The sequence below is a fragment of the Tersicoccus solisilvae genome, assembly GCF_014643255.1.
In the GTDB taxonomy this organism is placed as follows: domain Bacteria; phylum Actinomycetota; class Actinomycetes; order Actinomycetales; family Micrococcaceae; genus Tersicoccus; species Tersicoccus solisilvae.
In genome coordinates this window covers 158,685-180,709 of the sequence record NZ_BMJI01000001.1, presented here as the reverse complement: position 1 = coordinate 180,709, position 22,025 = coordinate 158,685, and the positions used below count along the sequence as shown (strand labels likewise).

Below are 22,025 nucleotides of genomic sequence, written 5' to 3'. Positions count from 1 at the left end.
CGTCCGTCGCCGGCGCGAGAGGCGTTCCGCGGCGTCCCTAGACTGAAGCCATGACGGACGGTGCTGTGCCCCTCTCGGGCGACGTGGACGCGTACATCGAGGACCTGGCCGCGTATGTGACCGCCGCTCCGTCGTCCTTCCACGCGGCCGCGGAGGGCGCCCGGCGCCTGATCGAGCACGGGTTCACCGCTCTCGACGAGCGGGACGACTGGTCCGGGCGCGGCCCCGGCCGCTATCTCGTGATCCGGGACGGCGCCCTGGTGGCCTGGGTGGTGCCCTCGACCGCCGGCCCGAGCACCGGCTTCCGGGTGATCGGCGCCCACACCGATTCGCCGGGTTTCATGCTCAAGCCGCACCCCGACGTCGGCGTCCTCGGCTGGCAGCAGGCCGCCGTCGAGATCTACGGCGGGCCGCTGCTGAACTCCTGGCTGGACCGGGAGCTGTGCGTCGCCGGCCGCGTCACCACGCGGCGCGGGAGCGAGCACCTGATCGCCACCGGACCCGTCGCCCGCATCCCCCAGCTGGCCATCCACCTGGACCGCTCCGCCAACGACGGGCTGGCACTGGACCGGCAGACCGGGGTGCAGCCGATCTGGGGCGCCGGTGACCCCGGCGGGCTGATGGACCGGGTGCTGCGCGGCAGCGGCGTCGACCCCGATCACGTCGTCGGCTGGGATCTCGTCGTCGCCGACACCCAGCCGCCGCGCCGCTTCGGTGGGGCGGAGGAGTTCCTCGCCTCCGGCCGGCTCGACAATCTCTCCTCCGTGCATGCGGGGCTGCGCGCGATCATCGCCGCGCCCGGTGACGGGTCGACGATCCCCGTCCTCGCCGCTTTCGACCACGAGGAGCTCGGCTCGCAGTCCCGGTCCGGGGCCTCCGGGCCGCTGCTCGCGGACGTGCTGGAGCGGATCACCGCGGGCCTGGGGGGCGACGCGGTCACCTTCCGCCGGGCGCTCGCGGCGTCGATCTGCCTGTCCGCGGACGCCGGGCACCTGGTGCACCCCAACCAGCCCGGCCGGCACGACCCGGTCAACCGGCCCCGTCCGGGCGGCGGTCCGCTGCTCAAGCTCAACGCGAATCAGCGCTACGCCACCGACGCCGTCGGCACCGCCGTGTGGGCCCGCGCCTGCGCCGCCGCCGGCGTGCCGTACCAGGAGTTCGTCTCCCACAACGGCGTCCCGTGCGGCTCGACCATCGGCCCGCTGACGGCCACCCGGCTCGGCATCCGCACCATCGACGTCGGCCTCGGCCTGCTCTCCATGCACTCCGCGCGGGAGCTGTGCCACGTCGACGACGCCGCGGCGCTCGGCGCCGCGGTCGCCGCCTTCCTCGTGCTGCCGGACTGAGGGCCGCATCCTCCCCTCTTGACCTTGACGGTGCGTCAACTCCTACCGTGGTCGTCATGGAATGGTCCATCCACCAGATCGCGCGGCTGGCCGGCACCACCAGCCGCACGCTGCGTCACTACGGGGACGTCGGCCTGCTCGAGCCGAGCCGGGTCGGCGCCAACGGCTACCGCTACTACGACCGGACCGGTCTGCTGGCCCTGCAGCGCATCCTGCTGCTGCGCCAGCTGGGTCTGGGTCTGCCCCGCATCCGCGAGGTGATGGCACGGCAGACCGATCCCGGTGAGGCCCTCACGGTCCACCTGCGGTGGCTCCGCCTCGAGCAGCAGCGACTGGACGACCAGATCACGGCGGTGCAGAACACCCTGCGCCGCCTCGAACGAGGAGATGACCTGATGGCCGAGGAAGCACTGCACGGGTTCGACCACACGCGATACCGGGACGAGGTGGAGCAGCGGTGGGGGCAGGAGGCCTACCGGAGCTCCGACGCCTGGTGGCGCGGCATGACCGACGACGAGCGGGCCGGGTGGCAGCGGGCACAGGAACGCCTGCAGCAGGACTGGGCCGCCGCGGCCGACGCCGGCGAGGACCCGGCCGGGGAGACCGCCCAGGCGCTCGCCGCCCGGCACGCCGACGGGCTGGCCTCCATCCCGGGCACGCCCGGGCACGGCACCGGCGCTCCGGACGCGGACTACCTGCGCGGCCTGGGTGAGCTGTACGTCGCCGACGACCGGTTCGCGGCGCACTACGGCGGCGCCGCGAACGCGGCGTTCGTCCGGGACGCCCTGCGCCGGTACGCGGACGGGGTGGAGGGCGACCGCGCCTGATCGAGGCGGCCCGCGATCCCGTGCGGGCCGGCACGACGGACCGGGCTCGGGTCGGCGACGACGGCCTCGGGCAACGACGTCCGCCGCGGGTGTCAGGTGCCGGGACGACGCCGGTCCCGGCCCTCCGCCGCGCGCGCGGCAGCGCGGGCCGCCGCACCGCCGAGGGCGTCGGCCGAACGAGCGACCGCGCGCTGGGCGTTCTGCACGAGCTCCTGGGCGAGGTCGTTCCACGGCCCGGCGATCTGCGGCCCCGTCGAGCGGCGCAAGGCGTGCTGCTCGGCGGCGTCGAACGCGCGGGCGAGGCGGCGGACGGCCTCCCGGTACGCCGCGAAGTCCGCCGGCGTCATCGGCGTCTCGGCCGAGGCGGGACGCAGCGCGTGCGCCCGCGCCTGTTCGCGCAGGAAGGCCGCCGTCAACGGTGCTTGCGGGTCGCTCATCTCCGGATGGGCGACCGCCGCGGCGGGGTCGGTCTCGTACGCCATCCAGCGCGCGATCACGGCGTCGTGCGCGGACCGCAGCCGGGCGACCGGCAGGGCGTCACGGCTCGCGCGCGCCGCGGGCAGGGCCGCCCGAGCCGCGCGTACATCGGCCCGGTGCGCCGTGACCCGCGCGGCGGCGGCCCGGCGGTGCGACTGCGAGGCCTGCAGCGCCCCACGGGCGGCGGCGACGTCGGACGCCGATGCGCGCGTGCTCAGCTGCTCGGCCTCCATCCGCGCCACCTCGGCACGCGCGGCCTGCACGTCCGCTCGGCGGCGGGCCACGTCGGCGCGGGCGGTGCGCAACTCGTACCGTGCGGCGTCCAGTTCCAGACGCCGGGTCCGGGAGGTCCTCCGCGTCCGCAGGCCCGCCCAGCCGGCGACGCCCGCACCGGCCGCCACCGGCACGGCCCACCACGTCGCCACCAGCGTCACCCAGATCGGATCCACCCCGCCATGCTACGTCGGCGACGCCCCCGGGAGGAGGCCCGGTCCGGCGTCGCCGGCGGTCGCGGCCGGGCCCGCCGCCTTGGGAGCGTTCGGACGGATGTGGAAGGCTTCACCCATGACCGCCCACTCGTCCGTGGTGACCCGGGTCGCCACCACGTCCCTGCCGTGCCGCCACGGCGTGTTCGACATGCTCGGCTTCATCGACGACGCCGGCATCGAACACGTGGTGCTCTCGCAGGGTGACCTGACCAGCGACGTCGCCGGGCCGCCCATGGTCCGGGTGCACTCGGAATGCCTCACCGGTGACGGCTTCGGGTCCTGGCGCTGCGACTGCGGGGACCAGCTGGACGCGGCCCTGGCGACGATCGCCGCCGTCGGCCGCGGCGCCGTCGTCTACCTGCGGGGACACGAGGGCCGCGGCATCGGCCTGGCGGAGAAGCTGCGCGCCTACGAACTGCAGGACGCCGGGATGGACACGGTGGATGCGAACCTCGCCCTCGGGCACGAGGAGGACGCGCGCACCTATCACGCGGCGGCCGCCATCCTCGCCTCGCTCGGCGCCACCCGGATCAGCCTGCTCTCGGGCAACCCGGCCAAGCAGCTCGCGCTCGAGGCCCTCGGCATCGAGGTGGTCGGCCGGCACAACCTCGTCGTGCCCGCGCGCGCGGAGAACGAGCGCTACCTGGCCACCAAGCGAGCCCGGATGCAGCACGACCCCGCCGCCGACACCGATCCCGAGCTCCTCGGCCGGTATCACGACATCGCCGGGACGGCGCCGGTCGTCATCGCCCAGATGGGCCAGAGCGCGGACGGGTTCATCGCGGCACGCAGCGGTGACGGCGCGGAGCTGACGTCGGTGGAGGACCGGGAGCACCTGCACCGGCTGCGGGCCCTCGTCGACGCCGTCGTCGTCGGGGCCGGCACGGTCGCCGCCGACGACCCGCAGCTGACCGTCCGTTCCGTGCCGGGCACCGACCCGGTACGGGTGGTCATCGACCCGACCGCCCGGACGAGCCCCGCAGCCCGCGTGCTGTCCGATCCCGCCGCCCCGACCATCTGGCTGGTCGGTACGGACGCCGCGGTTCCCGCCGTGCCGCCCCACGTGGACGTCGTCCGGCTGCCGGTCGGCCCCGACGGCCTCGCGCCGGCCGCCATCGTCAACCGGCTGGCCGAGCGCGGCCTGACCCGGCTGCTGATCGAGGGCGGCGGCCGCACCGTCTCCCGCTTCCTCGCCGCGGGCGCGATCGACCACCTGTTCCTCACCCTCGCGCCGGTCCTGATCGGGGACGGGGTGCCCGGCGTGCGGTTCCCCGGCGCCGACCGGCTCGACGGCGCCCTCCGGCCCCCGTCGGTGTCCTTCCCGCTCGGGCCGGACACCTGCGTGCACTTCGACCTGCGCCCCGACGGTCGTGGCGCGCCGGGCGAGCGGCTCCTCGGTGGGTGAACCGGCGGTCGCCCCCGGTGCACCGCAGTGGGTGCGCATCGGCGTCGTCGCCGACGAGGGCTTCCCGGCACGGATCGCCGCATCGCTCACCGCGACGGCGCACGAGGCGGCCCAGACCGCGCTCGGGCCCGAGGTGGACATCGAGGTGCAGACCGTCATCGAGTCCCTGCCGCTGAACGACCGCGGGGAGATCCCGCTGGAACTGGCGGGGAAGACGCTGCGCGACCGGCACGGGTGGTACGCCGTGGTCTACCTGACGGACCTGCCGCGACTGACCCCGGCCGGGTCCGGTCTGGTCGGCGACTTCGACCACGGCAACCGGATCGTCCTGGTGTCCGTGCCCGCCCTCGGGGTGGCCGGGGTGCGGCGCCGAGCCCGCCGCGTGGTGCGCGAGGGCCTGCGGGTGGTGCTCGCCGACGATGTCGGCGACGTCGACCCCGTGCTGATCAACAACCCGGTCGAGGCGCGGCTGGCGCCGATCCGCCGCACCACCGAGCCGGATGCGGAGAACTCCCTCTTCGAGATGGGCGGGGTGCGCGGCTACACGCAGCTGCTCGCCGGCATGGTCCGCAGCAACCGGCCGTGGCGGCTGCTGCCCTCCCTCTCCGGTGCGCTCGCCGGCGCCGCTGCGGTGGGCGCCTTCGGCGTGTTCTACACGAGCATCTACGAGATGTCGGACGCGCTCAGCAGTGCGCGGCTCACCGGCATCAGCCTCTTCTCCGTCGCGGTCTTCGTCAGCTGGCTGATCGCGCACAACTCCCTGTGGGAACGCCCGAGCGGGCCGGCTCCCCGGCGCCGCGCGGTGCTCTACAACTCCTTCACCGTCGTGACCCTCACGCTCGGCGCCATGATCATGTACGCGACGCTGTTCCTGATCCTGCTGGTGGGTGCCCTCGCCGTGATCGACGGCGGCTACTTCACCAGCCAGCTCGGCCACCCGGTCAACGTCACGGACTATCTGGACCTGGCCTGGCTGTCCAGCTCCCTGGGCACCGTGGCGGGCGCGCTGGGCTCCAGCTTCGACGACGAGCAGGCCATCCGCAGCGCGACGTACTCGCGGAGGGAGAATGAACGTCATCGGTTGATCGAGCAACTGGACCAGGCGCAGAAGGAGGACGCGACGGACGTGGCGACCCCCGAGGACGGCCGGTAGTCGCCGATGGTGGCGCCCGCCGAGGCACTGTGGAAGGCTGACCAGATCTCTCGAATCTCGAATCGATCCGGACGTGAGGACCGCGACCGGTGAGGAGGGCATCATGAGCAGGAGAAACCCGCAGCATCCCGAGAGCACCGAGGGACCCGATCCGGCGGCCGACGAGGAGGCCACGGGATGGCCGCCCCGCACCAGTCCCGGCATCGACCCGGGGCGCGCGGCCGACGAGGGCGAGACCCGCGTTCGCGGTGACGACGAGCTGGCGCGCGGCGAGGACGGCGAGGAGTTCGTCACCGGCGCACCCACCACGGGGTCGAAGGGTCTCGGCGCCATCTGGGGCGATCCCGAGTGGTCGCCGGTCGACGAGCCGATGAGCGAGCGGGCGCGGCAGGAGCGGGACGATGCGACCGCGACCGCGTCGACGGCCTACGAGCTGCACGAGACCGAGTCGGGTGAGCGCTACCTGACCGACCACGGCGCCGACGAGGACGACGACCCGAGCCGCTGAGCCCGGGCTGCGAGCCCGGTCCCCGAGGAGGCGCGATGCGGGCTCAGCGCGCCGGGGTGACCAGCAGGTCCTGGTGCCCGACCCGAACCCGCAGCGCACCGGCGCGGACGGCCGCGAGCCGGCCCGACAGCCAGGCATCGACGTCGGCCCCGCTCAGGTCCACCCCGGTCCGTTCGGCCCCGGTGCCCGGTCGTTCGGCCGCGGTGCGGGCCACCTGATCCCGCACCGCGTCCGCGCGGTCCCGCAGCAGTCGTTCGATCAGGGCCCGATCCTCGGACTCGGCGGCGTCGAGCCGCCAGTCCGTCTGCTGCACGGTGACGGTGCTGCCGGCGCCGGCGCCGTCGCCGTCGTCCAGGGCGTCGCGCAGCGTCCGGATGCCGTCGGGGCCGAGGTGCCCGTGCCGCTGCTGATGGGCGTTGAACGCGGCCTGGATCGCGTCGTCGAGCGGATCCGCCGGGCTCAGGTCGACGCTGCCGTCCACGCTCAGGCTGAACAGCCCGTGCGCCCGCGCCTCCCGCAGGATTCCGGCGAGGTCGTGCACCGTCGCGGCGTCGAGCAGGTCCAGCAGGGCCGCACACGTCACCAGCACCCCCTGGTCCGGGCGCCGGTGCGCGGCGAGGACGCCACGCAGGTGCGCGACGTCGGAGTCCACCGGCTCCCACGGCACCGCCGTCCCGGCCAGCCGCTCGCCGAGTTCGGCGAGCAGCCCGGCGTCGTGGTCGACGAGCAGCCACGTCTGATCGACCGGAAGCCGGGGCATCAGCCAGCGCGGGTTGGCTCCCGTGCCGGTCCCGAGGTCGACGCACAGCACGGGCGGCCGGGCGGTCGTGGCGTCCCGGTCGGGATCGTGACCGTCCCCGGCCGCCGACGACCCGGTCAGGGATCGGGCGAGTGCCGGCAGCAACGTGGCCACCGTCGCCCCGCGGGCCCGGTCGTCGGCGTGCTCGCGCAGGGCGAGCCAGTCGGCGCTGATGGGATCCAGTTGCGTCATCGTGTCCTCGTCATCCTTCGAAAGGGTCGTCGGCCCGGGTGGGGACGGTGCGCGACGCCGGTCGCATCGCGTCCAGGACGGCCCGCGTCGCCGGGTCCCAACCGGGGAGCGGCGTGTCGGTGGCCGCGTCCCGCCACCGCGTGCGCAGCTGGGGGTCGGTGAGCCAGGGGCGCAGGGCGGCGGCGATCGCGTCGGCCTCGGGGTCGACCACCGCCCCGGGGAGCGCGTCGGCGCGAACCCGCCGGTCGGCCCGTTGGGCGTGCCGCCACGCGCCGCTGCCGCGCGGACCGGCCAGCGCCTCGGCGGCGCCGGTGCCGCGGCCCACGAGCGCGGGCACGCCGTGCCGCAGCGCCTCGGTGACGACCATTCCCCAGCTCTCCCAGGTGGAGGGCAGCACGAGGAGGTCGATGTGCGGCCAACGCCGGTCCAGGGCGCCGGCGTCGAGCTCCCCGGTCAGTCGGACCCGATCGCCCAGCGGCGCCGCGGCGTCCCGGACGCGGGCGGCGTGCCGCGGGTCGGCCGTTCGGCTGCCGATGAACTCGGCGGACCAGGCGGCATCGGTCGTCTCGGCCAGCGCTCGCACGAGGGCGAGCTGATTCTTGTTCGGGGTCAGCGCGGCCACGCAGGCGATGCGCGGTGACCCGGCTCGGGCCGACGGGGCGAGAGGGGGCGTGGCGGGACGGGCCGCCGCTCCGGGGTGCGCGCTGCCCGGGCGGGCGACGACGAGTCGCGCGATCAGGTCCGCGGCGGGGCGGCGGGTGAGCGGCCAGGCGTGGGCCAGCAGCCAGCGCCCGGTCCAGGCGCTGGTGACGACGACCACGTCGGCCGCGGCCAGGGCGCGGGCCTGAGCCGTCCCCCCGTGTCGCTCGGGCAGGTGGACGAGCAGGCCGGTGTGCACGCCGCGCCGGGCGAGGGCGGTGAGCGCCGCCGGATTGCGGGTCGCGATCAGGCCGTCGACCAGGACCCGCCGATAGCCGGCCGCGGCGGCGAGCACCCGCCCGGGCGCCTGCCGGTCCGGGCGCGGCCAGAGCCCGCGCACCGGGACGACGTCGACCCGGTGCCCCAGGGCGGCGGCGTGGGCCGCGACGGCGCGGTTGAACAGCGTGCCCCCGCTGCGGTGCCGGACGTTGGCCGGCGTCAGCAGGGCCACTCGGTCCACCGCGCTCATGCCGGGCCTCGTGCGACCGGGGTCATGCGTGGGGGCTCAGTCCAGGCTCCGGGTGTAGCCGGCCCACGCGTCCGGGTGTTCCCGCAGCACGACGTCCAGCTCGGTCACTCCGTGCCCGGGCAGCTCGGCCGCCAGGTGCCCCGCGAGCCGGTCCGCGACGAACCGGGCGAGCCGCTCGGTCGTCGTCAACTCGCCCGCGAGGTCCGGGTGGTCGTCCAGGTTGCGGTACGCCAGGTCGGCGAGCACGGCGGACAGGGCCGCCGTGGCGACCCCGATGTCGAGCACGATGGCGTGTTCGTTCAGCTCGGCGCGGTGGAACGTCGCCTCGACGACGAACGTCGCGCCGTGCAGGCCCTGGGCCGGCCCGAAGGCCGGGTCGGGCAGCGAGTGGGCGATCATGACGTGGTCGCGGACGGTCAGGCGGTACACGGGTCAGCTCCTCGATTCGGGATCGACGGCAGGGTAGTCGATGACGTGACACAGGGTGGACGACTGCGGGTCGGTCACCCGGGCCATCGTGGCCGGCAGGTCGGCGAACGGGCTGCTGCCGGAGAGGAAGACGTCGAACCGGTCGTCGGCGAGCGTGCGCAGGGCCAGGTCGAGCCGGTCGGCGCGGCTGCGGCGCGCGCGCCGGGCCTGCGCGACCTCGCCGACCTGGCTGGCCCGCAACTGCAGGCGACGGGCGTGGAACGCGGCGCCGAGCGGCACCCGGGGGGAGCGGACGCCGAACCACGACATCTCGACCACCGTCGCGTCCGCCCCGGCCAGCTCGAGGGCGGTGGCGAGCCCCGCCTCGGTCCCGGAGGCGTGCAGGACGACGTCGCAGTCCCCGGCCGCGTCGTCCGGGGCGACGAGCTCGAGGCCGAAGGCGTCGGCCAGCGCGCGGCGGCGGGGATCGGTGTCCACCAGTTGCAGCCGGTCCAGCGGGAAGCCGGCCAGCAGCGCCGCGACCGTCCCGCCGACCATGCCGCCGCCGACGACGGCCACGCGGTCGCCCAGGCGCGGGCCGGCCTCCCAGACGCCGTTGACCGCGGTCTCGACCGTGCCGGCGAGCACCGCGCGCCGCGCCGGCACGTCGTCGGGCACCACGTGCACGTCGGCGGCGGGCAGCACCAGCAGATCCTGGTGGGGGGCGAGGCTGAACACGGTACGGCCGGTCAGCTCCGCCGGTCCGCGCTCGACGACGCCGACGTTCAGATAGCCGTACTTGACCGGGCCACCGAACTCGCCCTCCTGATGGGGCGCCCGCATCTGGTCGGCGACCTCGGGCGGCACCCGGTCCTGGAACACGGTGGTCTCGGTGCCCCGGCTGATCCCCGTGTGCCGGGTGCGCACGAGCACCTCCCCGGAGCCCGGGGCCGGCAGGTCCTCGCGGCGCAACTCACCACGTCCGCAGCCCGTCACCCAGAACGCCGTCGCTACCGCACTCACCCCCGCAGTCTTGCATGGACGGATCGACAGGGTGCTTGCTGCGGCTGCGTAGACTCGTCAGCACGCCCACGACCAGCAGGAACGCTGCCGGACGAGACCAGGAGGACGGATTCGATGAGCTCAGCGACGGCCGAACAGGACCTGCCTTCCCTGGACTGGACGCGGCGGCTGATCGCCGTCGACACCACCAGCCGCAACTCGAACCTCGAGCTGATCGACCTGGTGGCGGAGGAGGTGCGGCGGCTCGGCGTCGAACCCCTGCTGGTGCCGAACGAGGAGGGCACCAAGGCCAACCTGTTCGCGACCTTCCCCGCCGCGGACGGCGGCACGGACGGCGGCATCGTCATCTCCGGTCACACCGACGTCGTGCCGGTGGACGGGCAGGCCTGGTCCTCCGACCCCTTCACGGCCGAGGTCCGGGACGGCCGGCTCTACGGCCGCGGCGCGGCGGACATGAAGAGCTACATCGGCGCCGCGTTGACGCTGCTGCCGCGCATCGCCGAGGCGGAGCTGACCACACCCGTGCACCTGGCGCTGAGCTACGACGAGGAGATCGGCTGCGTGGGCGCCGGCCGGCTGGTGGAGGAACTGGACCGCCGCGGCATCCACCCCGAGTTCTGCATCGTCGGCGAGCCGACCAGCATGCGCGTGATCGCCGAGCACAAGTCGGTCAACGTGTTCCGGGCGACGTTCACCGGGGTGGCCGCCCACTCCTCCCTCACCCCGGACGGCGTCAACGCCATCCACCACGCCTCCCGGTTCGCGGTCGCGTTCGCGGACCTGGTCGACGGGTGGCGCCAGGACGGGCCGTTCGACGAGGGCTACGTCGTGCCGTTCAGCACCGGCGGGGTCAACCTCGTCCACGGGGGCATCGCGTCCAACACGGTGCCGGACCGGTGCGTGCTCGAGTTCGAGTTCCGCACCGTGGCCGCGCTCGACGCCGGCGAGGTGACCGACCGTGTGCGGGCGGCCCTGGACGAGACCGACGCCCGGATGCGGGCGGAGCACCCGGACGCCGGCGTCACCGTCGAGGTGGTCGGTCAGGTGCCCGGTCTGCACACGCCCGCCGGCAGCCCGGTCCTGGGTCTCGGCGCCGAGCTCGGCGGCCTGCCGAGCGAGGAGAAGGTCACCTACGGCACGGAGGCCGGTCAGTTCACCGGCATCGGCATCGGCACCATCGTGTGCGGGCCGGGCGACATCGCCCAGGCGCACACCGCGAACGAGTGGATCGAGCTCGACCAGATCGCCGCCTGCGAGGCGTTCTTCGACGCCCTGCTCGCCCACGTCACCGCCTGACCCCGTCGCGTCGCCCGCCGGACCTGCGCGGGTGACCCCGAGCGGCAAGGAGCCGCCATGCAGCACCGATCCACCCCCGCCGCGCACCCGGCCACCGCCCCGCCGGTGTCCGCGGCGCAACGCGCGACCGCGCGCCGCGCCGTCATCGCCTCCTCCATCGGCAACGCCCTCGAGTGGTTCGACATCATCGTCTACGCCTCCCTGGCCGTCGTCATCTCCGCCCTGTTCTTCCCGTCGGCGGGTGAGCAGGGCGCCGTCCTGGGCCTGCTGCTGACGTTCGGGACGTTCGCCGTCTCGTACCTGATCCGCCCGGTCGGCGCCATGGTGCTGGGCAGCTACGCCGATCGGCGCGGGCGGAAGAAGGCGCTCACCCTCACCATCGGGCTGATGATGCTCGGCACCGCGCTGATGGCGTTCGCCCCGACCGCGCAGCTGATCGGACCGGCCGCGGCGCTCGTCATCCTGCTCTCCCGGTTGCTGCAGGGGTTCTCCGCCGGCGGGGAGTTCGGCACGGCGACGGCGTTCCTGATCGAGAACGCACCGGACCGGAAGGCGTTCTACGGGTCCTGGCAGGTGGCCACCCAGGGGGCGGCGATGCTGCTGGCCTCGCTGTTCGGCTTGGCCCTGAACACCATGATCAGTCACGACGCGCTGTACAGCTGGGGCTGGCGAGTGCCGTTCCTGTTCGGGCTGCTGATCGGTCCGGTCGGCCTGTACATCCGGCTGCGGCTGGACGAGACCCCCGAGTTCACCGCGGTCGCGGACCGGGTGGAGTCCTCGCCGCTGGGCCAGACGCTCGTCCATCACGCGCCGCGCTGGCTGACGGCCACCGCCACCGTGGGGCTGGCGTCGATCTCCGTGTACCTGATCCTGTTCATGCCCACCTTCGCGGTGTCCAACCTGCACCTGCCGGCGTGGGCGGGATACCTCGGGGGCATCATCTCCGGGATCGTCACGCTGGTCGGCTGCCCGTTCGTCGGCACCCTCGCCGACCGGGTCGGCCCGGCGCGGGTGATGACGGTCGCGTCCGTGGCGGCGGTCGTGCTGGCCGTGCCGCTGTTCGCGCTCATCGTCGCCGTGCCCACGGTCGCCGTGCTCACGCTCGTGCAGGTGGTGCTGGGCCTGCTGATGGCGTTCTACTTCGGGCCGCTGCCTGCCCTGCTGGCGGCGATGTTCCCTACCCGGATCCGCACGACGGGCATGTCCATCGCCTACAACTTCGGCGTGACGTTGTTCGGCGGCCTCGCACCGCTGATCCTGACCGCGCTGATCAGCGCGCTCGGCACGCTGATGGCCCCGGGCTACTACTACGCGGTGGTCGGCGTCATCTCGCTCGTCGGCATCGTCCTCTGCCGCCGGCGGTTCGGGCAGCGCTGAGCCGGCGACGACGAAGCGCCGCACTCCGGCAGGAGTGCGGCGCTTCTGTGCCGAACACGGGTCCCGTCGGCGACGGGAGGCACCGCGTGATCAGGCAGGCAGGTTCAGGGTCTGGCCCACGAAGATCAGGTTCGGGTTGCTGACGGTGTCCAGGTTGGCGTCGGCGAGAGCCTTCCAGCCACCCTTGACGCCGAGCTTCTGAGCGATCTGGCTCAGGGTGTCGCCGGCCTGGACGGTGTAGGTCTGACCGCTGACGGCCGGGGCCTGCTGCACGGGGGCAGCCTGGACCGGAGCCTGCTGGACGGGCGCGGCCTGGACCGGCGCCTGCTGCACGGGGGCAGCCTGGACCGGAGCGGCCTGGACCGGCGCCTGCTGGACGGGCGCGGCCTGGACCTGGACCTGCGGCGCCTGCTGCACCGGGGTCGGGTTGGCGGCCGCACCGGTGGCACCGGCCTGAGCGGAGCAGACCGGCCAGGCGCCCCAGCCCTGGGTGGCGAGGACGCGCTCGGCGACGGCGATCTGCTGCGACTTCGAGGCGTTGGCCGGGCTACCGGTACCGCCGTTGGCCTCCCAGGTGGACTGCACGAACTGCAGGCCGCCGGTGTAGCCGTTGCCGGTGTTGGTGGACCAGTTGCCGCCGGACTCGCACTGCGCGACGCGATCCCAGGTGGCCTCGTCCGCGGCGTTCGCCTGCGTGCCGGTCACGGCCACGCCGGCGCCGGTGAGGGCGAGAACGGCGGCACCGCGACGAAGGTTACGGGTGAGAGTGGTGGAGTTCTTCACAACTATGCTCCAGGAGGTCACCTGCGCTCCAGCCGTCCCCGGCTGTCCTTGCGCCATCGCCAACCGCGACTGATCGAGGTCATGGAAACTGCCCCGCCTCATGGCGATGTCCGGTGAAGAAGGGGGCTGTGCATGGTGGGCTGCAAGAGAACGGCTGCAGCCTCGGGATTCCCCGCCTTGCGGGGCTACCAGCGAGCGTAGACGATCGTTTCGTTACCGAGCAAGACCCCTCGTTATCTTTCTGTGATCGAGCGACGGCGAGGGCACCGGCCGCGCCCCCCTGGATCCGCGTCCTGACGCCGATCCAGGCCGACGAGGGACTGCGACTGTGAAGTGCCGCACAACCGGCGCGTCGCGGTGGCGAAACCTGCCCCGGAGGACTATCACCCCCGCGCCCGAGCGTGCGCTCGTCGTGACCTGAACGCCACCTCGCGTCACCGAACGGCCACGTCCGCTGTGGGTGCGCTGCTCGGCCTACCATGAGCGCATGACTCCGACGCACGCGGTGACGTGGCCGGCGGGCCGCCTGATCATCCTCGCCGGCGATGCTCGTGAGACCGAAGCGGCCTGGCTGCCGACGCTGCTCGCCGCGGTGGGGACGCCCGGATCGCCTCCGGACGTCGAGCGCCTGGCCCCCGAGCTCCGTGACGACGTGCTCGGACGACGTCGGCGGTTGCGCGAACTGCTGCTGAGGATGGACGAGTCCACCTTCGTGGTCGCCTTCAACAGCGGGTGCACCACGGTGCTGGAGCACCTCGTGTCCCGGTCGGACGACTGGCGGCTCGGCGGACTGCTGTTGTACTTCGACCAGGCCTTCGCCGCCAACCGGGCCACCATCGGCTCGCCGCCGGTGCTCACGCCCGCCCTGGCGTCGCTGCGTGCGCGCGTGACCCGGCGGATCGTGGCCAGCGCCCCGGGCCGCACGCCGGTCCCCGCTGTGGCCGCCGCCGAGCTCGCCCGGCTGCTCGCGGCCGAGTACCACGCCTTGACCGTCTCGCCGGCGGACGCCGACTCGCGAGCGGCGGCCGCCGCCGCGCTCGCGCCGCTCCTCGCCCGGCTCACCGCGCCGGAGGACGACACTCCCGCCCCGGTCGCCCACGGAGGGGCGGGTGCCTGAGCCGAGCCCCGACGACGTCGTCGTCGGCCTCGACGGCCTCGCCCGCCCGCGATGGGCGGCGGTCGACCCGTTGCTGCGGGACTACTACGACCGCGAGTGGGGCATGCCGGTGCGGGACGAGCGCGGCCTGTTCGAGCGGCTCAGCCTCGAGGCGTTCCAGTCCGGCCTGTCCTGGGCCACGATCCTGCGCAAGCGCCCGGCCTTCCGGGCGGCCTTCGCGGGCTTCGACCCCGACGCGGTCGCGGCCTTCGACGACGACGACGACGTCGAGCGGCTGCTGGCCGACGCCGGCATCGTGCGCAACCGGGCGAAGATCCTGGCGACCATCGGCAACGCCCGCGCCACGGTGTCGCTGCGCGCCGACGGCGGCCTGCCGGCGCTGATCTGGTCCTTCCGGCCCCCGGTGACGCCCGAGCCCCGGACCCACGCGGAGATCCCCACCACCTCGGCCGAGTCACGGGCCCTCTCCGCCGCGCTGCGGGCGCGAGGCTTCCGCTTCGTGGGACCGACCACGATGTTCGCGCTGATGGAAGCGGTCGGGATCATCGACACGCACCTGCTGGGCAGCCACCGGCGCGGCACGTCGGGAATCTGGGCCTGACCGCCGCGGCGGTCAGGCGCGGGTCACTGGACCCGTTCGGTGCGGGACAGGCGGGCGCGCGCCCCGCTGCTGATCCGGACCAGGACGGGCACCCGGGTGCCGGTCAACCGGTCCAGGCCGGTCACGAGGTCGCGCGCGGTCGCGAGCGTGTCGCTCAGCCAGACTCCCTTGCGGACCTGCAGCCGGATGTTCAGTCCGTCGGCGTTCCCGGCCTTCCAGCTGCTGACCTGGGAGGACAGCACCTGTTCGTCGCGGTCCAGAGACTGGTCGACGGCGTCGGCGACCAGCGACGTGCGGATCCGCGTCCGGCCGGGCAGGTCGCCGTCGTGGAATCCGATCGCCACCTGGTTGGTACGCCCGCCGCCCTGGGAGAAGATCCACACGAGCATGAGGACGACGAGCGCCACCAGCACCACGAGCAGGCCGAGGGAGATCCAGCTGACCTCGCCGCCCGGCATCGGCGTCGACCGGACGAGGCCGACCAGGTCGTCCCAGCGTCGCTGCGCGACCACGAGCCAGCCCTGCGAGACGTCGGCGCTGAACCCGGCGGCGGCGACGAGCGCGCCGGCAGCCAGCAGCACGAGTCCGACGAGGGCCAGCAGCACGCGGTTGAGACCGCGGGGGGTGTTCCTCACACGCCCACCGCCCCACGGGTGGAGACCTCGACGGTGACCGCCGGCATCGGATCCAGTTCGTAGGAGGCGAGCTCGCGTTCGACCGCGCGGCGGACCGCCTCCTCGTCGACGGGCAGCCCGGACGTGGGATGCACCTGCACCTCGATCCGGCGGCGCGAGGCCCAGGTGTGCACCTGGTCCGTCGACACCGCAGCGGCGGTGCGGGCGACCCGCGACGCGGCCGACGCGACCACCTCGTAGTCGACGATGATCGCGCTGCGCTCGTCCGTGACGACGTAGCGGGGCCGGTTCCCCGGGAGCAGGGCCAGGGCGAGCAACAGCAGTCCCACGAGCGCCAGCGCCAGTCCGGCGGCGGCCAGCACGGCACCGGGGGCGTGCCGCGGCAGGTCCGCCAGCCACTGCGCCGCGGTGACCGGGGAGAGCAGGATCGGCGGGGCGCCCGTCACGGAGAGCGCCGTCTCCAGGAACAGCCAGAGCAGCAGGATCAGCACGACGACGGCCGTGAGCACGGAGGGCACGCTGCGGGAGGAGTGGGTCTCGCGGCGCAACAACCGGCGGGTGCGGCGGTCCTCGGTCACGCCAGCCGTCCCGGGGCCGGCCGGTGGATGCCCGTCAGGTCCACGTCGACGCGGCCGACGACGGCGCCGGTGAGCTGTCCGGATCGGCGGGCGATGACCGCGCGGGCCCGCTCCGAACGCTGGATCAGCGTGTCGGCGGACCCGGGTCCGCGTCCCTGGTCCCGGGCGAGGTCCAGCAGGGACGGAGCCCGCACGGGCAGCGCGATCTGCAGGTGCAGCCGACCGGCGTCGTCGAGCAGCCGGGTGCGCACGGCGGCCACCGGCACGTCGAACTCCTCGGCGGCGACGATGGCCACCACGCGGGCGATGGCCTGCTGGGTGATGCGGGTGTGACCGGGCAGGGCGCCGGTGGCGGTCCGGTCGTCGGCCACCGTCACGAGGACGAGCGCTTGCCGCGCAGCGAGTCCGCGACGGCGCGCAGGTCGAGGCGACCCTCGGCGACCCGGCCCGCGATCGCGCCGATGAGCATGAACACCACGGCGAGCAGGAAGCCCCAAAAACCCCAGGCAAGAGCGACGACGGCCAGGACGGCGCCGACGGCGAGGCCGGTCACGGTCGGACTCATGGGATGCGTCGCTCCTTCGTTTCGGCGGCGGGCCGCCCGGCCGGAGCCCGGTCGAGCTCGGGGACGTCGATGTCCGTGATCGTCACGTTCACCTCGGCGACGTCCTTGCCGATCAGCCCTTCGACAGCATCGTAGACCGCGGCACGGACGTTGCGGGCGACGTCCTGCAGGGGCCACGGGTATCCGGCCACGAGGGTGACGTCGACGGCGACCCGGCGCTCGCCGACCTCCACGGAGACGCCCTGCGCGTGGTCGGACTGGCCGACGGCGTCCCGGATCTGACCGAGCGCGCGGGCGGCGTTGCTGCCGAGTGCGTGCACGCCGGGCACCTGGCGGACGGCGACGCCGACGACCTTCGTGATCGCCGTCTCGGAGACCGTGGTGGCGCCCCGTTCCAGCCCGGTGGGCGCCGGCGGCGTCGTGACGACCGGCACGGCCGTGGATCCGGGCGCGTCGACGGCGGTCGCACCGGGTGCCGGGACGGTCGGGGCCGTGGCGCCGGGCAGCGTCTGCGCGGTGGTGGGCGTCGTCGCGACGGACGGGATCGTGGCCGCCCCGGTGGGCGTCGTCGCGACGGTCGGGGCGGTCTCCGGCGCGGCCACCGGCTCCGGTGGGCGCGGGATCTGCGGGGCGAGCGTGGGTTCGGGGATCACGGCCCCCGGCCGATGATCGGCGACGTCCTCGTGTTCGGGATGACTCACATCCCCTCCTCCCGTCCGGCCGCGCGGGGCGGCGGCGATGGGACCACGCTAACCGCCGGTACCGACAGAATCGAGGCGCGTCCGCCCGGGACGACCGGCGGCGTGGGCCGCGGTGCCGACGCCGGCGGCATGGGTGGGCTCGGGCGGGTTCCGGTGCGCTCCCCGTGGGCACGCCGGGAGCCGGCGACGCGGCGCCGGTGCGGCGGCATTGTCAGCCCTGACCAGCGCCGATACGATCGGGGCAGCGACCTGCCGCTGGAGCCGGACGCGTCCGTGGAGGGGGATCCATGTCACCGTCAGCCCGTGCTCTGAGCCGCGCCACCACCCAGACCACCACCCGCGCCGCCGTCGGCGTCGCCACCGGTGTCGTCGCCGTCCTGCTGCTGAGCGGATGCGGGGGCAGTGGGGCCGTGACGGGGGGGTCGAGCAGCGCGTCGGGCGCCGCGTCGAGCGCGTCCGCGAGCCCGAGCGAGAGTGCCGGCTCGAGTGAGAGCCCGAGCACCGGCGCCGATGCCGGCGAGAGCGCGAGCCCGAGCGGGAGTGCCGGCACCGGCGAGAGCGCCAGTCCCGAGGCGACCGCCGGGGCGGGCGCGGAGGCCGGCGCCGCGAACGACGAGATGGTCGCCTCCGTGCTGAGCAAGGTGCGGACGCCGACCGGGGGCAAGCTGACGCCGATGTCCGCGAAGCAGGTCCGGCAGGCGACCAGCGCGGCCAACGCCGCGGCGAGGTCCGCCGTCGTCACCCCCGCCGCGTGCAAGGAGCTGTCGCTCAAGGCCAGTTCCGTGCCGGAGACGGCGGGGGTCGGCATGGCCACGGCCACGGGCGGCAAGGTGGTCGTCGCCCTCGTCATCGGCAAGGATCCGGACGAGCTCAAGTCCCGGGTGACGGGTGCACGCGAGCTGCTGCAGACGTGCGCGAAGGTCACCCTGAAGTCGGCGAAGCAGACGGTCAGCCAGACCCTGACGCCCCTGACGATGGACCGGGTCGGCGACGACTCCGTGGCGGTGCTGAACACCCAGTCCACCTCGGGGGTCACGGTCGTCATGACGCAGCTCTCCGCCTGGAAGGGCAACCGGATGGTCACGGTCTCAGGCGTCGGCAAGCCGTCGGACGCGTCCGACCTGGCCGAACTCGGTCAGCTCGCGACGAAGGCGCTGACCACGGCGGCCGCCGGGGGCGGCGCGACGGCCTGACCCGCCACGGCGACCGGGCGCCGGCGCCCGGACCGGGACGAGCCGGCGTCAGCCGCGCCAGCGGGTGGTCATGATGAACCCGATCATGGCGATGCCGAAGCCGATGACGATGTTCCAGGCGCCGATCGTCGGCACGGGCCACTGGCCGAGCGTCGCGTAGAAGACGATCACCCAGAGCAGGCCGAGGATCATCAGGGTGACCATGAGCACCTTGTACCAGGTGGGGTTGGGGCCGGTGCGGCGCGCCTGGGCCCGCGCCTCGCGCTCACGCTTGCGCTCGCGGACCTTCTCCGCCGCCGCGCGGCGAGCCGGGTCCCCGCTCCGGGTTGCTTCGGACTCGGCCACGTCTCCTCCTCGGGCGGTCTGGCCGCCCTGTCGTCCCGGTGCGCGCCCACCGGACGTCACACGGGTTCAGCTGCACTCGTTCAACTGGTCAGTGTAGCCAACGGGGGCGTGCGCCCGCCGTGAACCGCGCACGTCCCGGCTGGCGCTGCACGGGCGCGGCGTGCTTGTCTGGAGGGGCGGCCGGGCGGCCGTGACCCTCTCGCGAAGGAACCACCTCGATGAGCACCCGCATCCTCGTCATCGACAACTACGACAGCTTCGTCTACACGCTGGTCGGCTACCTGCAGCAGCTGGGCGCGGAGACCCTGGTCGTACGCAACGACGACGTCGACCTCGCCGAGGCCGCCCGCCTGGCGCAGGAGCGCGACGGCGTGCTCGTCTCCCCGGGTCCGGGGGCGCCGGCGGACGCGGGCGTCTGCGTCGACCTGATCCGCTGGTGCGGGGACCACGCCAAGCCGATGCTGGGCGTCTGCCTGGGCCACCAGGCGCTCGCCGAGGCCTATGGCGGGACCGTGGGGCACGCCGCGGAGCTGATGCACGGCAAGACGTCCGAGGTGGTGCACGACGGGGCGACGGTGTTCGCGGGGCTGCCGAGCCCGCTGACGGCCACCCGCTACCACTCGCTCGCGGCCGACGCGACGACCGTGCCCGAGGCGCTGGAGGTCACGGCGACCACCCCGAGCGGCATCATCATGGGGCTGGCGCACCGCACGGCGCCGCTGTGGGGCGTGCAGTTCCACCCGGAGTCGGTGCTCACCGAGGGCGGCTACCAGATGCTCGGCACCTGGCTGGAGTCGCTCGGACTGACCGGTGCGGCCGAGCGCGCCGCCGGGATGAGCCCGCTGATCAGCCAGTGAGCCGATCAGCCGCGGCCGGCCGTCTTCTTCTGCTGGCCGGGGGCTTCGCTCCGACCGGTGCCGCGGCCGCCATCGTTCGAGGTCGAGCTCGCACGCGAGGGGGAGCTCGACGTCGGTTCGGGGCTCGGACTGCCGGGCGCGCCGGGACCGGGGCCGGCCGAATCGCTCGGTGACGGGGACGGCGAGGCCGTCTCCTTCGGGGCCTTCGCGATCGTGATGGTCACGGTGGACCCCTGATCGACGTTCCCGTTCGCCGGCGCGGACTGCGCCGTGACCGTGCCCGGCTTCACCACACTGTTCTCGGCGGCCCGCACGGTCACCGGGAGGGCGACGTCCGCGGCGGCCAGCTTCGCCCGGGCCTGGGCCTCGGTCAGCCCGACCAGCTGGGGCATCGTCACCTTGCCCGTCGAGACCACCAGGTCGACCCGGCTGCCGGCGGGGACCTTGGTGCCGAGGGCGGGCACGGTGCCGATCAGGGCGCCCTCGCCCACCGTGGCGCTGTTCGTCGTGTTGGTCCGGGACGGGTCGAGGCCCAGCTGGCGGAGCTCGTCCCGGACCTCGTCCGCGGGGCGGCCCGCGAGGCCGGCCGGCAGCGTCACGGTCGCGGGACCGCGGGAGATGAGCAGGGTGACCACCGTGCGGGGGCTCACCTGGGCGCCGGTCCTGGGGTCGGTGCTGATCGCGTCGCCGTTCTTCACCGTCGTGCTGGTGGCGTGGTCGACCCGGATCTGCAGGTTGGCGTTGAACAGGGCGCTGGATGCGTCGGCCTGGCTCATGTTGGCCACGGCCGGGACGGTGACCGTCTCCGGGGGCGCCGAGCGGGCGATGAGGACGTTGGTGAAGTAGACGGCGACGGCGCCGAGGACGAGGACGAGCGCGATGATGCCGGTGATCAGCCACGCGCGCCGGCGCGCCCGGGTGTCGGGGTGCAGGTCGTCGTCGGTGCCGACGGGCAGCACGAGCGGTTCCCCCGTCGTGTCCTCCGCCTCGTCGTTCCCGGCCGCGTCGACCGGGTCCGCGCGGGGCAGGGCGACCGTCGCCGGCGACGGCGACCGCGTCCGGGCGCGCGAGGCGCCCGCCGTCCGGGCCCGGCCCGGTTCCTCGATCGCCGGCGGATCGGAGGCCTCTGCCGCGGCGAACGCGGCCGCACCGCCGATGAGCCCGGCGCCCCTCGCCGTCCGGCCCGCCTCCCCGCCGGACCGCCGGGGCGAGCCGGTGACGCTCGAGGGCGGCATCTGGGCGGTGTCCTCGTCGACGCCGGAGACGAGCGGCTCGTAGACGATCCCGCGCGCGGCGTCCCGCAGGGCCTCCCGGAACTCGGCCGCGTCCTGGAACCGGTCCTGCCGGTCCTTCTCCAGGCCGTGCATCAGCACGGAGTCGAGGGCGGGGGACACCTCGGGGTTGACGGAACTCGGCGCGGGCGGCAGCTCGCGCACGTGCTGGTAGGCGACGGAGACGGCGGACTCGCCGCGGAACGGGGGCCGACCGGTGAGCATCTCGTAGACGAGGCACGCCGCCGAGTAGAGGTCGCTGCGGGCATCCACCTTCTCGCCGCGCGCCTGCTCGGGGGAGAGGTAGGCGGCGGTGCCGAGCACGGCCTGGGTCTGGGTCAGCGTCGCGGCGGAGTCCTCCATCGCCCGGGCGATGCCGAAATCCATCACCTTGACGGTGCCCTCGTCCGTGACCATGACGTTGGCCGGTTTGATGTCCCGGTGGACGATGCCCGCATCGTGGCTGTACTGCAGCGCGGCGAGCACGCCGTCGGCGTGGACCAGGGCGTCGTCGGTGCGCAGCCGCCGGTCGGTGATCAGCTGGCGGAGCGTGTGCCCGGTGATGTACTCCATCACGATGAACGGGGCCTCGACGGAGCGCCCGGCGGCGTCGACGATGAGCTCCTCGCCGGTGTCGAAGACCCCGACGATGTTCGGGTGGTTCAGCGCGGCAACCGCCTGCGCCTCACGCCGGAACCGGGACTGGAAGCTCGGATCGCGGGCCAGGTCGGAGCGGAGCAGCTTGATCGCGACGGGCCGGCCGAGGCGCGTGTCGTGCCCGGCGTGCACGTCGGCCATGCCGCCGCGCCCGATCAGCCCGTCGACCCGGTAACGGTCGTTGAGCAGCCGCGCTTCGCTCACGGATCCGGTGTTCCCTTCGATCGTGTCCCCTGGTGCCTCCGTCGTCGTCCG

The 22,025-nt window shown here is 74.2% G+C and carries 24 protein-coding genes; 11 read left to right on the top strand and 13 right to left on the bottom strand.

Annotation, left to right across the window (positions count from 1 at the left end; translation table 11 throughout):
* The first annotated feature begins 50 nt into the window (after positions 1-50).
* Both IEX22_RS00885 and IEX22_RS00880 read left to right on the top strand, forming a co-directional pair.
* Positions 51-1,346, top strand: coding sequence for a M18 family aminopeptidase (locus IEX22_RS00885; RefSeq protein ID WP_188664929.1), 1,296 nt, complete (start codon positions 51-53; stop codon positions 1,344-1,346).
* Positions 1,347-1,402: 56 nt separating this feature from the next.
* Positions 1,403-2,173, top strand: coding sequence for a MerR family transcriptional regulator (locus IEX22_RS00880; protein ID WP_188664926.1), 771 nt, complete (start codon positions 1,403-1,405; stop codon positions 2,171-2,173).
* Between the two features lie 92 nt (positions 2,174-2,265).
* Here the strand turns inward: IEX22_RS00880 and IEX22_RS00875 are convergent, their stop codons facing one another.
* Positions 2,266-3,099 (bottom strand): hypothetical protein, encoded by an 834-nt coding sequence (locus IEX22_RS00875; RefSeq protein ID WP_188664923.1) that lies wholly within the window; start codon positions 3,097-3,099, stop codon positions 2,266-2,268.
* A gap of 115 nt (positions 3,100-3,214) precedes the next feature.
* Between IEX22_RS00875 and ribA the strand changes: the two genes are divergently transcribed.
* The 3 genes from ribA to IEX22_RS00860 all read left to right on the top strand — a co-directional run bounded on the left by ribA (position 3,215) and on the right by IEX22_RS00860 (position 6,204).
* Complete coding sequence (gene ribA, locus IEX22_RS00870; protein ID WP_188664919.1) at positions 3,215-4,543, top strand: GTP cyclohydrolase II RibA; 1,329 nt, start codon at positions 3,215-3,217, stop codon at positions 4,541-4,543.
* Positions 4,536-5,696: a hypothetical protein gene (locus IEX22_RS00865; protein ID WP_188664917.1), complete on the top strand. Its 1,161-nt coding sequence runs from the start codon at positions 4,536-4,538 to the stop codon at positions 5,694-5,696. The genes ribA and IEX22_RS00865 overlap by 8 nt, the downstream gene beginning before the upstream one ends.
* 103 nt (positions 5,697-5,799) lie before the next feature.
* Positions 5,800-6,204: a hypothetical protein gene (locus IEX22_RS00860; protein WP_188664914.1), complete on the top strand. Its 405-nt coding sequence runs from the start codon at positions 5,800-5,802 to the stop codon at positions 6,202-6,204.
* Positions 6,205-6,247: 43 nt separating this feature from the next.
* Here the strand turns inward: IEX22_RS00860 and IEX22_RS00855 are convergent, their stop codons facing one another.
* From IEX22_RS00855 to IEX22_RS00840, 4 genes are read right to left on the bottom strand one after another with little or no spacing between them, the layout of a single operon-like run.
* Positions 6,248-7,195 (bottom strand): hypothetical protein, encoded by a 948-nt coding sequence (locus IEX22_RS00855; protein ID WP_188664911.1) that lies wholly within the window; start codon positions 7,193-7,195, stop codon positions 6,248-6,250.
* A 10-nt stretch (positions 7,196-7,205) separates the two neighbouring features.
* Complete coding sequence (locus IEX22_RS00850; protein WP_188664908.1) at positions 7,206-8,363, bottom strand: glycosyltransferase family 4 protein; 1,158 nt, start codon at positions 8,361-8,363, stop codon at positions 7,206-7,208.
* 36 nt (positions 8,364-8,399) lie between these two features.
* The gene (locus IEX22_RS00845; RefSeq protein ID WP_188664905.1) at positions 8,400-8,792 is read right to left on the bottom strand and encodes a 6-pyruvoyl trahydropterin synthase family protein; all 393 of its coding nucleotides are present in this window, start codon (positions 8,790-8,792) and stop codon (positions 8,400-8,402) included.
* 3 nt (positions 8,793-8,795) lie between these two features.
* Positions 8,796-9,794 (bottom strand): zinc-dependent alcohol dehydrogenase, encoded by a 999-nt coding sequence (locus IEX22_RS00840; protein ID WP_188664902.1) that lies wholly within the window; start codon positions 9,792-9,794, stop codon positions 8,796-8,798.
* Between the two features lie 114 nt (positions 9,795-9,908).
* On the opposite strand from IEX22_RS00840, the gene argE reads away from it, so the two are divergent.
* Together argE and IEX22_RS00830 are read left to right on the top strand one after the other, a co-directional pair.
* Complete coding sequence (gene argE / locus IEX22_RS00835; protein ID WP_188664898.1) at positions 9,909-11,090, top strand: acetylornithine deacetylase; 1,182 nt, start codon at positions 9,909-9,911, stop codon at positions 11,088-11,090.
* 57 nt (positions 11,091-11,147) lie between these two features.
* On the top strand, positions 11,148-12,467 hold the full coding sequence (locus IEX22_RS00830) for an MFS transporter (RefSeq protein ID WP_188664895.1): 1,320 nt from the start codon (positions 11,148-11,150) through the stop codon (positions 12,465-12,467).
* 90 nt (positions 12,468-12,557) lie between these two features.
* On the opposite strand, the gene IEX22_RS00825 is transcribed toward IEX22_RS00830, so the two are convergent.
* A complete protein-coding gene (locus IEX22_RS00825) occupies positions 12,558-13,271 on the bottom strand; it encodes a LysM peptidoglycan-binding domain-containing protein (protein ID WP_229659668.1) in 714 nt (237 codons plus the stop codon).
* 466 nt (positions 13,272-13,737) lie between these two features.
* On the opposite strand from IEX22_RS00825, the gene IEX22_RS00820 reads away from it, so the two are divergent.
* Positions 13,738-14,367: a hypothetical protein gene (locus IEX22_RS00820; protein WP_188664888.1), complete on the top strand. Its 630-nt coding sequence runs from the start codon at positions 13,738-13,740 to the stop codon at positions 14,365-14,367.
* Entirely contained in the window at positions 14,360-14,968 is a 609-nt protein-coding gene (locus IEX22_RS00815) for a DNA-3-methyladenine glycosylase I (protein ID WP_188664885.1), read from the top strand. The genes IEX22_RS00820 and IEX22_RS00815 overlap by 8 nt, the downstream gene beginning before the upstream one ends.
* Before the next feature lie 23 nt (positions 14,969-14,991).
* On the opposite strand, the gene IEX22_RS00810 is transcribed toward IEX22_RS00815, so the two are convergent.
* The 5 genes from IEX22_RS00810 to IEX22_RS16055 are packed head-to-tail and all read right to left on the bottom strand — an operon-like array spanning position 14,992 to position 17,447.
* Positions 14,992-15,603 (bottom strand): hypothetical protein, encoded by a 612-nt coding sequence (locus tag IEX22_RS00810; protein WP_188664882.1) that lies wholly within the window; start codon positions 15,601-15,603, stop codon positions 14,992-14,994.
* Complete coding sequence (locus IEX22_RS00805; protein ID WP_188664880.1) at positions 15,600-16,181, bottom strand: DUF6286 domain-containing protein; 582 nt, start codon at positions 16,179-16,181, stop codon at positions 15,600-15,602. Before IEX22_RS00805 ends, IEX22_RS00810 begins: the two co-directional genes overlap by 4 nt.
* A complete protein-coding gene (locus IEX22_RS00800) occupies positions 16,178-16,558 on the bottom strand; it encodes a hypothetical protein (protein ID WP_188664877.1) in 381 nt (126 codons plus the stop codon). The genes IEX22_RS00805 and IEX22_RS00800 overlap by 4 nt, the downstream gene beginning before the upstream one ends.
* Positions 16,555-16,746 (bottom strand): DUF2273 domain-containing protein, encoded by a 192-nt coding sequence (locus IEX22_RS00795; protein WP_188664874.1) that lies wholly within the window; start codon positions 16,744-16,746, stop codon positions 16,555-16,557. The genes IEX22_RS00800 and IEX22_RS00795 overlap by 4 nt, the downstream gene beginning before the upstream one ends.
* Positions 16,743-17,447 carry an Asp23/Gls24 family envelope stress response protein gene (locus tag IEX22_RS16055; RefSeq protein ID WP_306464414.1) on the bottom strand — a complete coding sequence of 235 codons (705 nt, stop codon included), beginning with the start codon at positions 17,445-17,447 and terminating at the stop codon, positions 16,743-16,745. Before IEX22_RS16055 ends, IEX22_RS00795 begins: the two co-directional genes overlap by 4 nt.
* 287 nt (positions 17,448-17,734) lie before the next feature.
* On the opposite strand from IEX22_RS16055, the gene IEX22_RS00785 reads away from it, so the two are divergent.
* Complete coding sequence (locus IEX22_RS00785; protein WP_188664871.1) at positions 17,735-18,640, top strand: hypothetical protein; 906 nt, start codon at positions 17,735-17,737, stop codon at positions 18,638-18,640.
* A 48-nt stretch (positions 18,641-18,688) separates the two neighbouring features.
* On the opposite strand, the gene IEX22_RS00780 is transcribed toward IEX22_RS00785, so the two are convergent.
* On the bottom strand, positions 18,689-18,985 hold the full coding sequence (locus IEX22_RS00780; RefSeq protein ID WP_188664868.1) for a cell division protein CrgA: 297 nt from the start codon (positions 18,983-18,985) through the stop codon (positions 18,689-18,691).
* A 218-nt stretch (positions 18,986-19,203) separates the two neighbouring features.
* Between IEX22_RS00780 and IEX22_RS00775 the strand changes: the two genes are divergently transcribed.
* Entirely contained in the window at positions 19,204-19,842 is a 639-nt protein-coding gene (locus tag IEX22_RS00775) for an anthranilate synthase component II (RefSeq protein WP_188664865.1), read from the top strand.
* A gap of 5 nt (positions 19,843-19,847) precedes the next feature.
* On the opposite strand, the gene pknB is transcribed toward IEX22_RS00775, so the two are convergent.
* Positions 19,848-21,974, bottom strand: a complete 2,127-nt coding sequence (pknB, locus tag IEX22_RS00770; protein ID WP_188664863.1) for a Stk1 family PASTA domain-containing Ser/Thr kinase — start codon at positions 21,972-21,974, stop codon at positions 19,848-19,850.
* Positions 21,975-22,025 lie beyond the last annotated feature (51 nt).

Bases quoted from the DNA above. Each gene is read 5' to 3' on its own strand.
- IEX22_RS00885 (WP_188664929.1), top strand. From the start codon at position 51: ATGACGGACGGTGCTGTGCCCCTCTCGGGCGACGTGGACGCGTACATC.
- IEX22_RS00880 (WP_188664926.1), top strand. From the start codon at position 1,403: ATGGAATGGTCCATCCACCAGATCGCGCGGCTGGCCGGCACCACCAGC.
- ribA (WP_188664919.1), top strand. From the start codon at position 3,215: ATGACCGCCCACTCGTCCGTGGTGACCCGGGTCGCCACCACGTCCCTG.
- IEX22_RS00860 (WP_188664914.1), top strand. From the start codon at position 5,800: ATGAGCAGGAGAAACCCGCAGCATCCCGAGAGCACCGAGGGACCCGAT.
- IEX22_RS00855 (WP_188664911.1), bottom strand. From the start codon at position 7,195: ATGACGCAACTGGATCCCATCAGCGCCGACTGGCTCGCCCTGCGCGAG.
- IEX22_RS00850 (WP_188664908.1), bottom strand. From the start codon at position 8,363: ATGAGCGCGGTGGACCGAGTGGCCCTGCTGACGCCGGCCAACGTCCGG.
- argE (WP_188664898.1), top strand. From the start codon at position 9,909: ATGAGCTCAGCGACGGCCGAACAGGACCTGCCTTCCCTGGACTGGACG.
- IEX22_RS00830 (WP_188664895.1), top strand. From the start codon at position 11,148: ATGCAGCACCGATCCACCCCCGCCGCGCACCCGGCCACCGCCCCGCCG.
- IEX22_RS00820 (WP_188664888.1), top strand. From the start codon at position 13,738: ATGACTCCGACGCACGCGGTGACGTGGCCGGCGGGCCGCCTGATCATC.
- IEX22_RS00795 (WP_188664874.1), bottom strand. From the start codon at position 16,746: ATGAGTCCGACCGTGACCGGCCTCGCCGTCGGCGCCGTCCTGGCCGTC.
- IEX22_RS00785 (WP_188664871.1), top strand. From the start codon at position 17,735: ATGTCACCGTCAGCCCGTGCTCTGAGCCGCGCCACCACCCAGACCACC.
- IEX22_RS00775 (WP_188664865.1), top strand. From the start codon at position 19,204: ATGAGCACCCGCATCCTCGTCATCGACAACTACGACAGCTTCGTCTAC.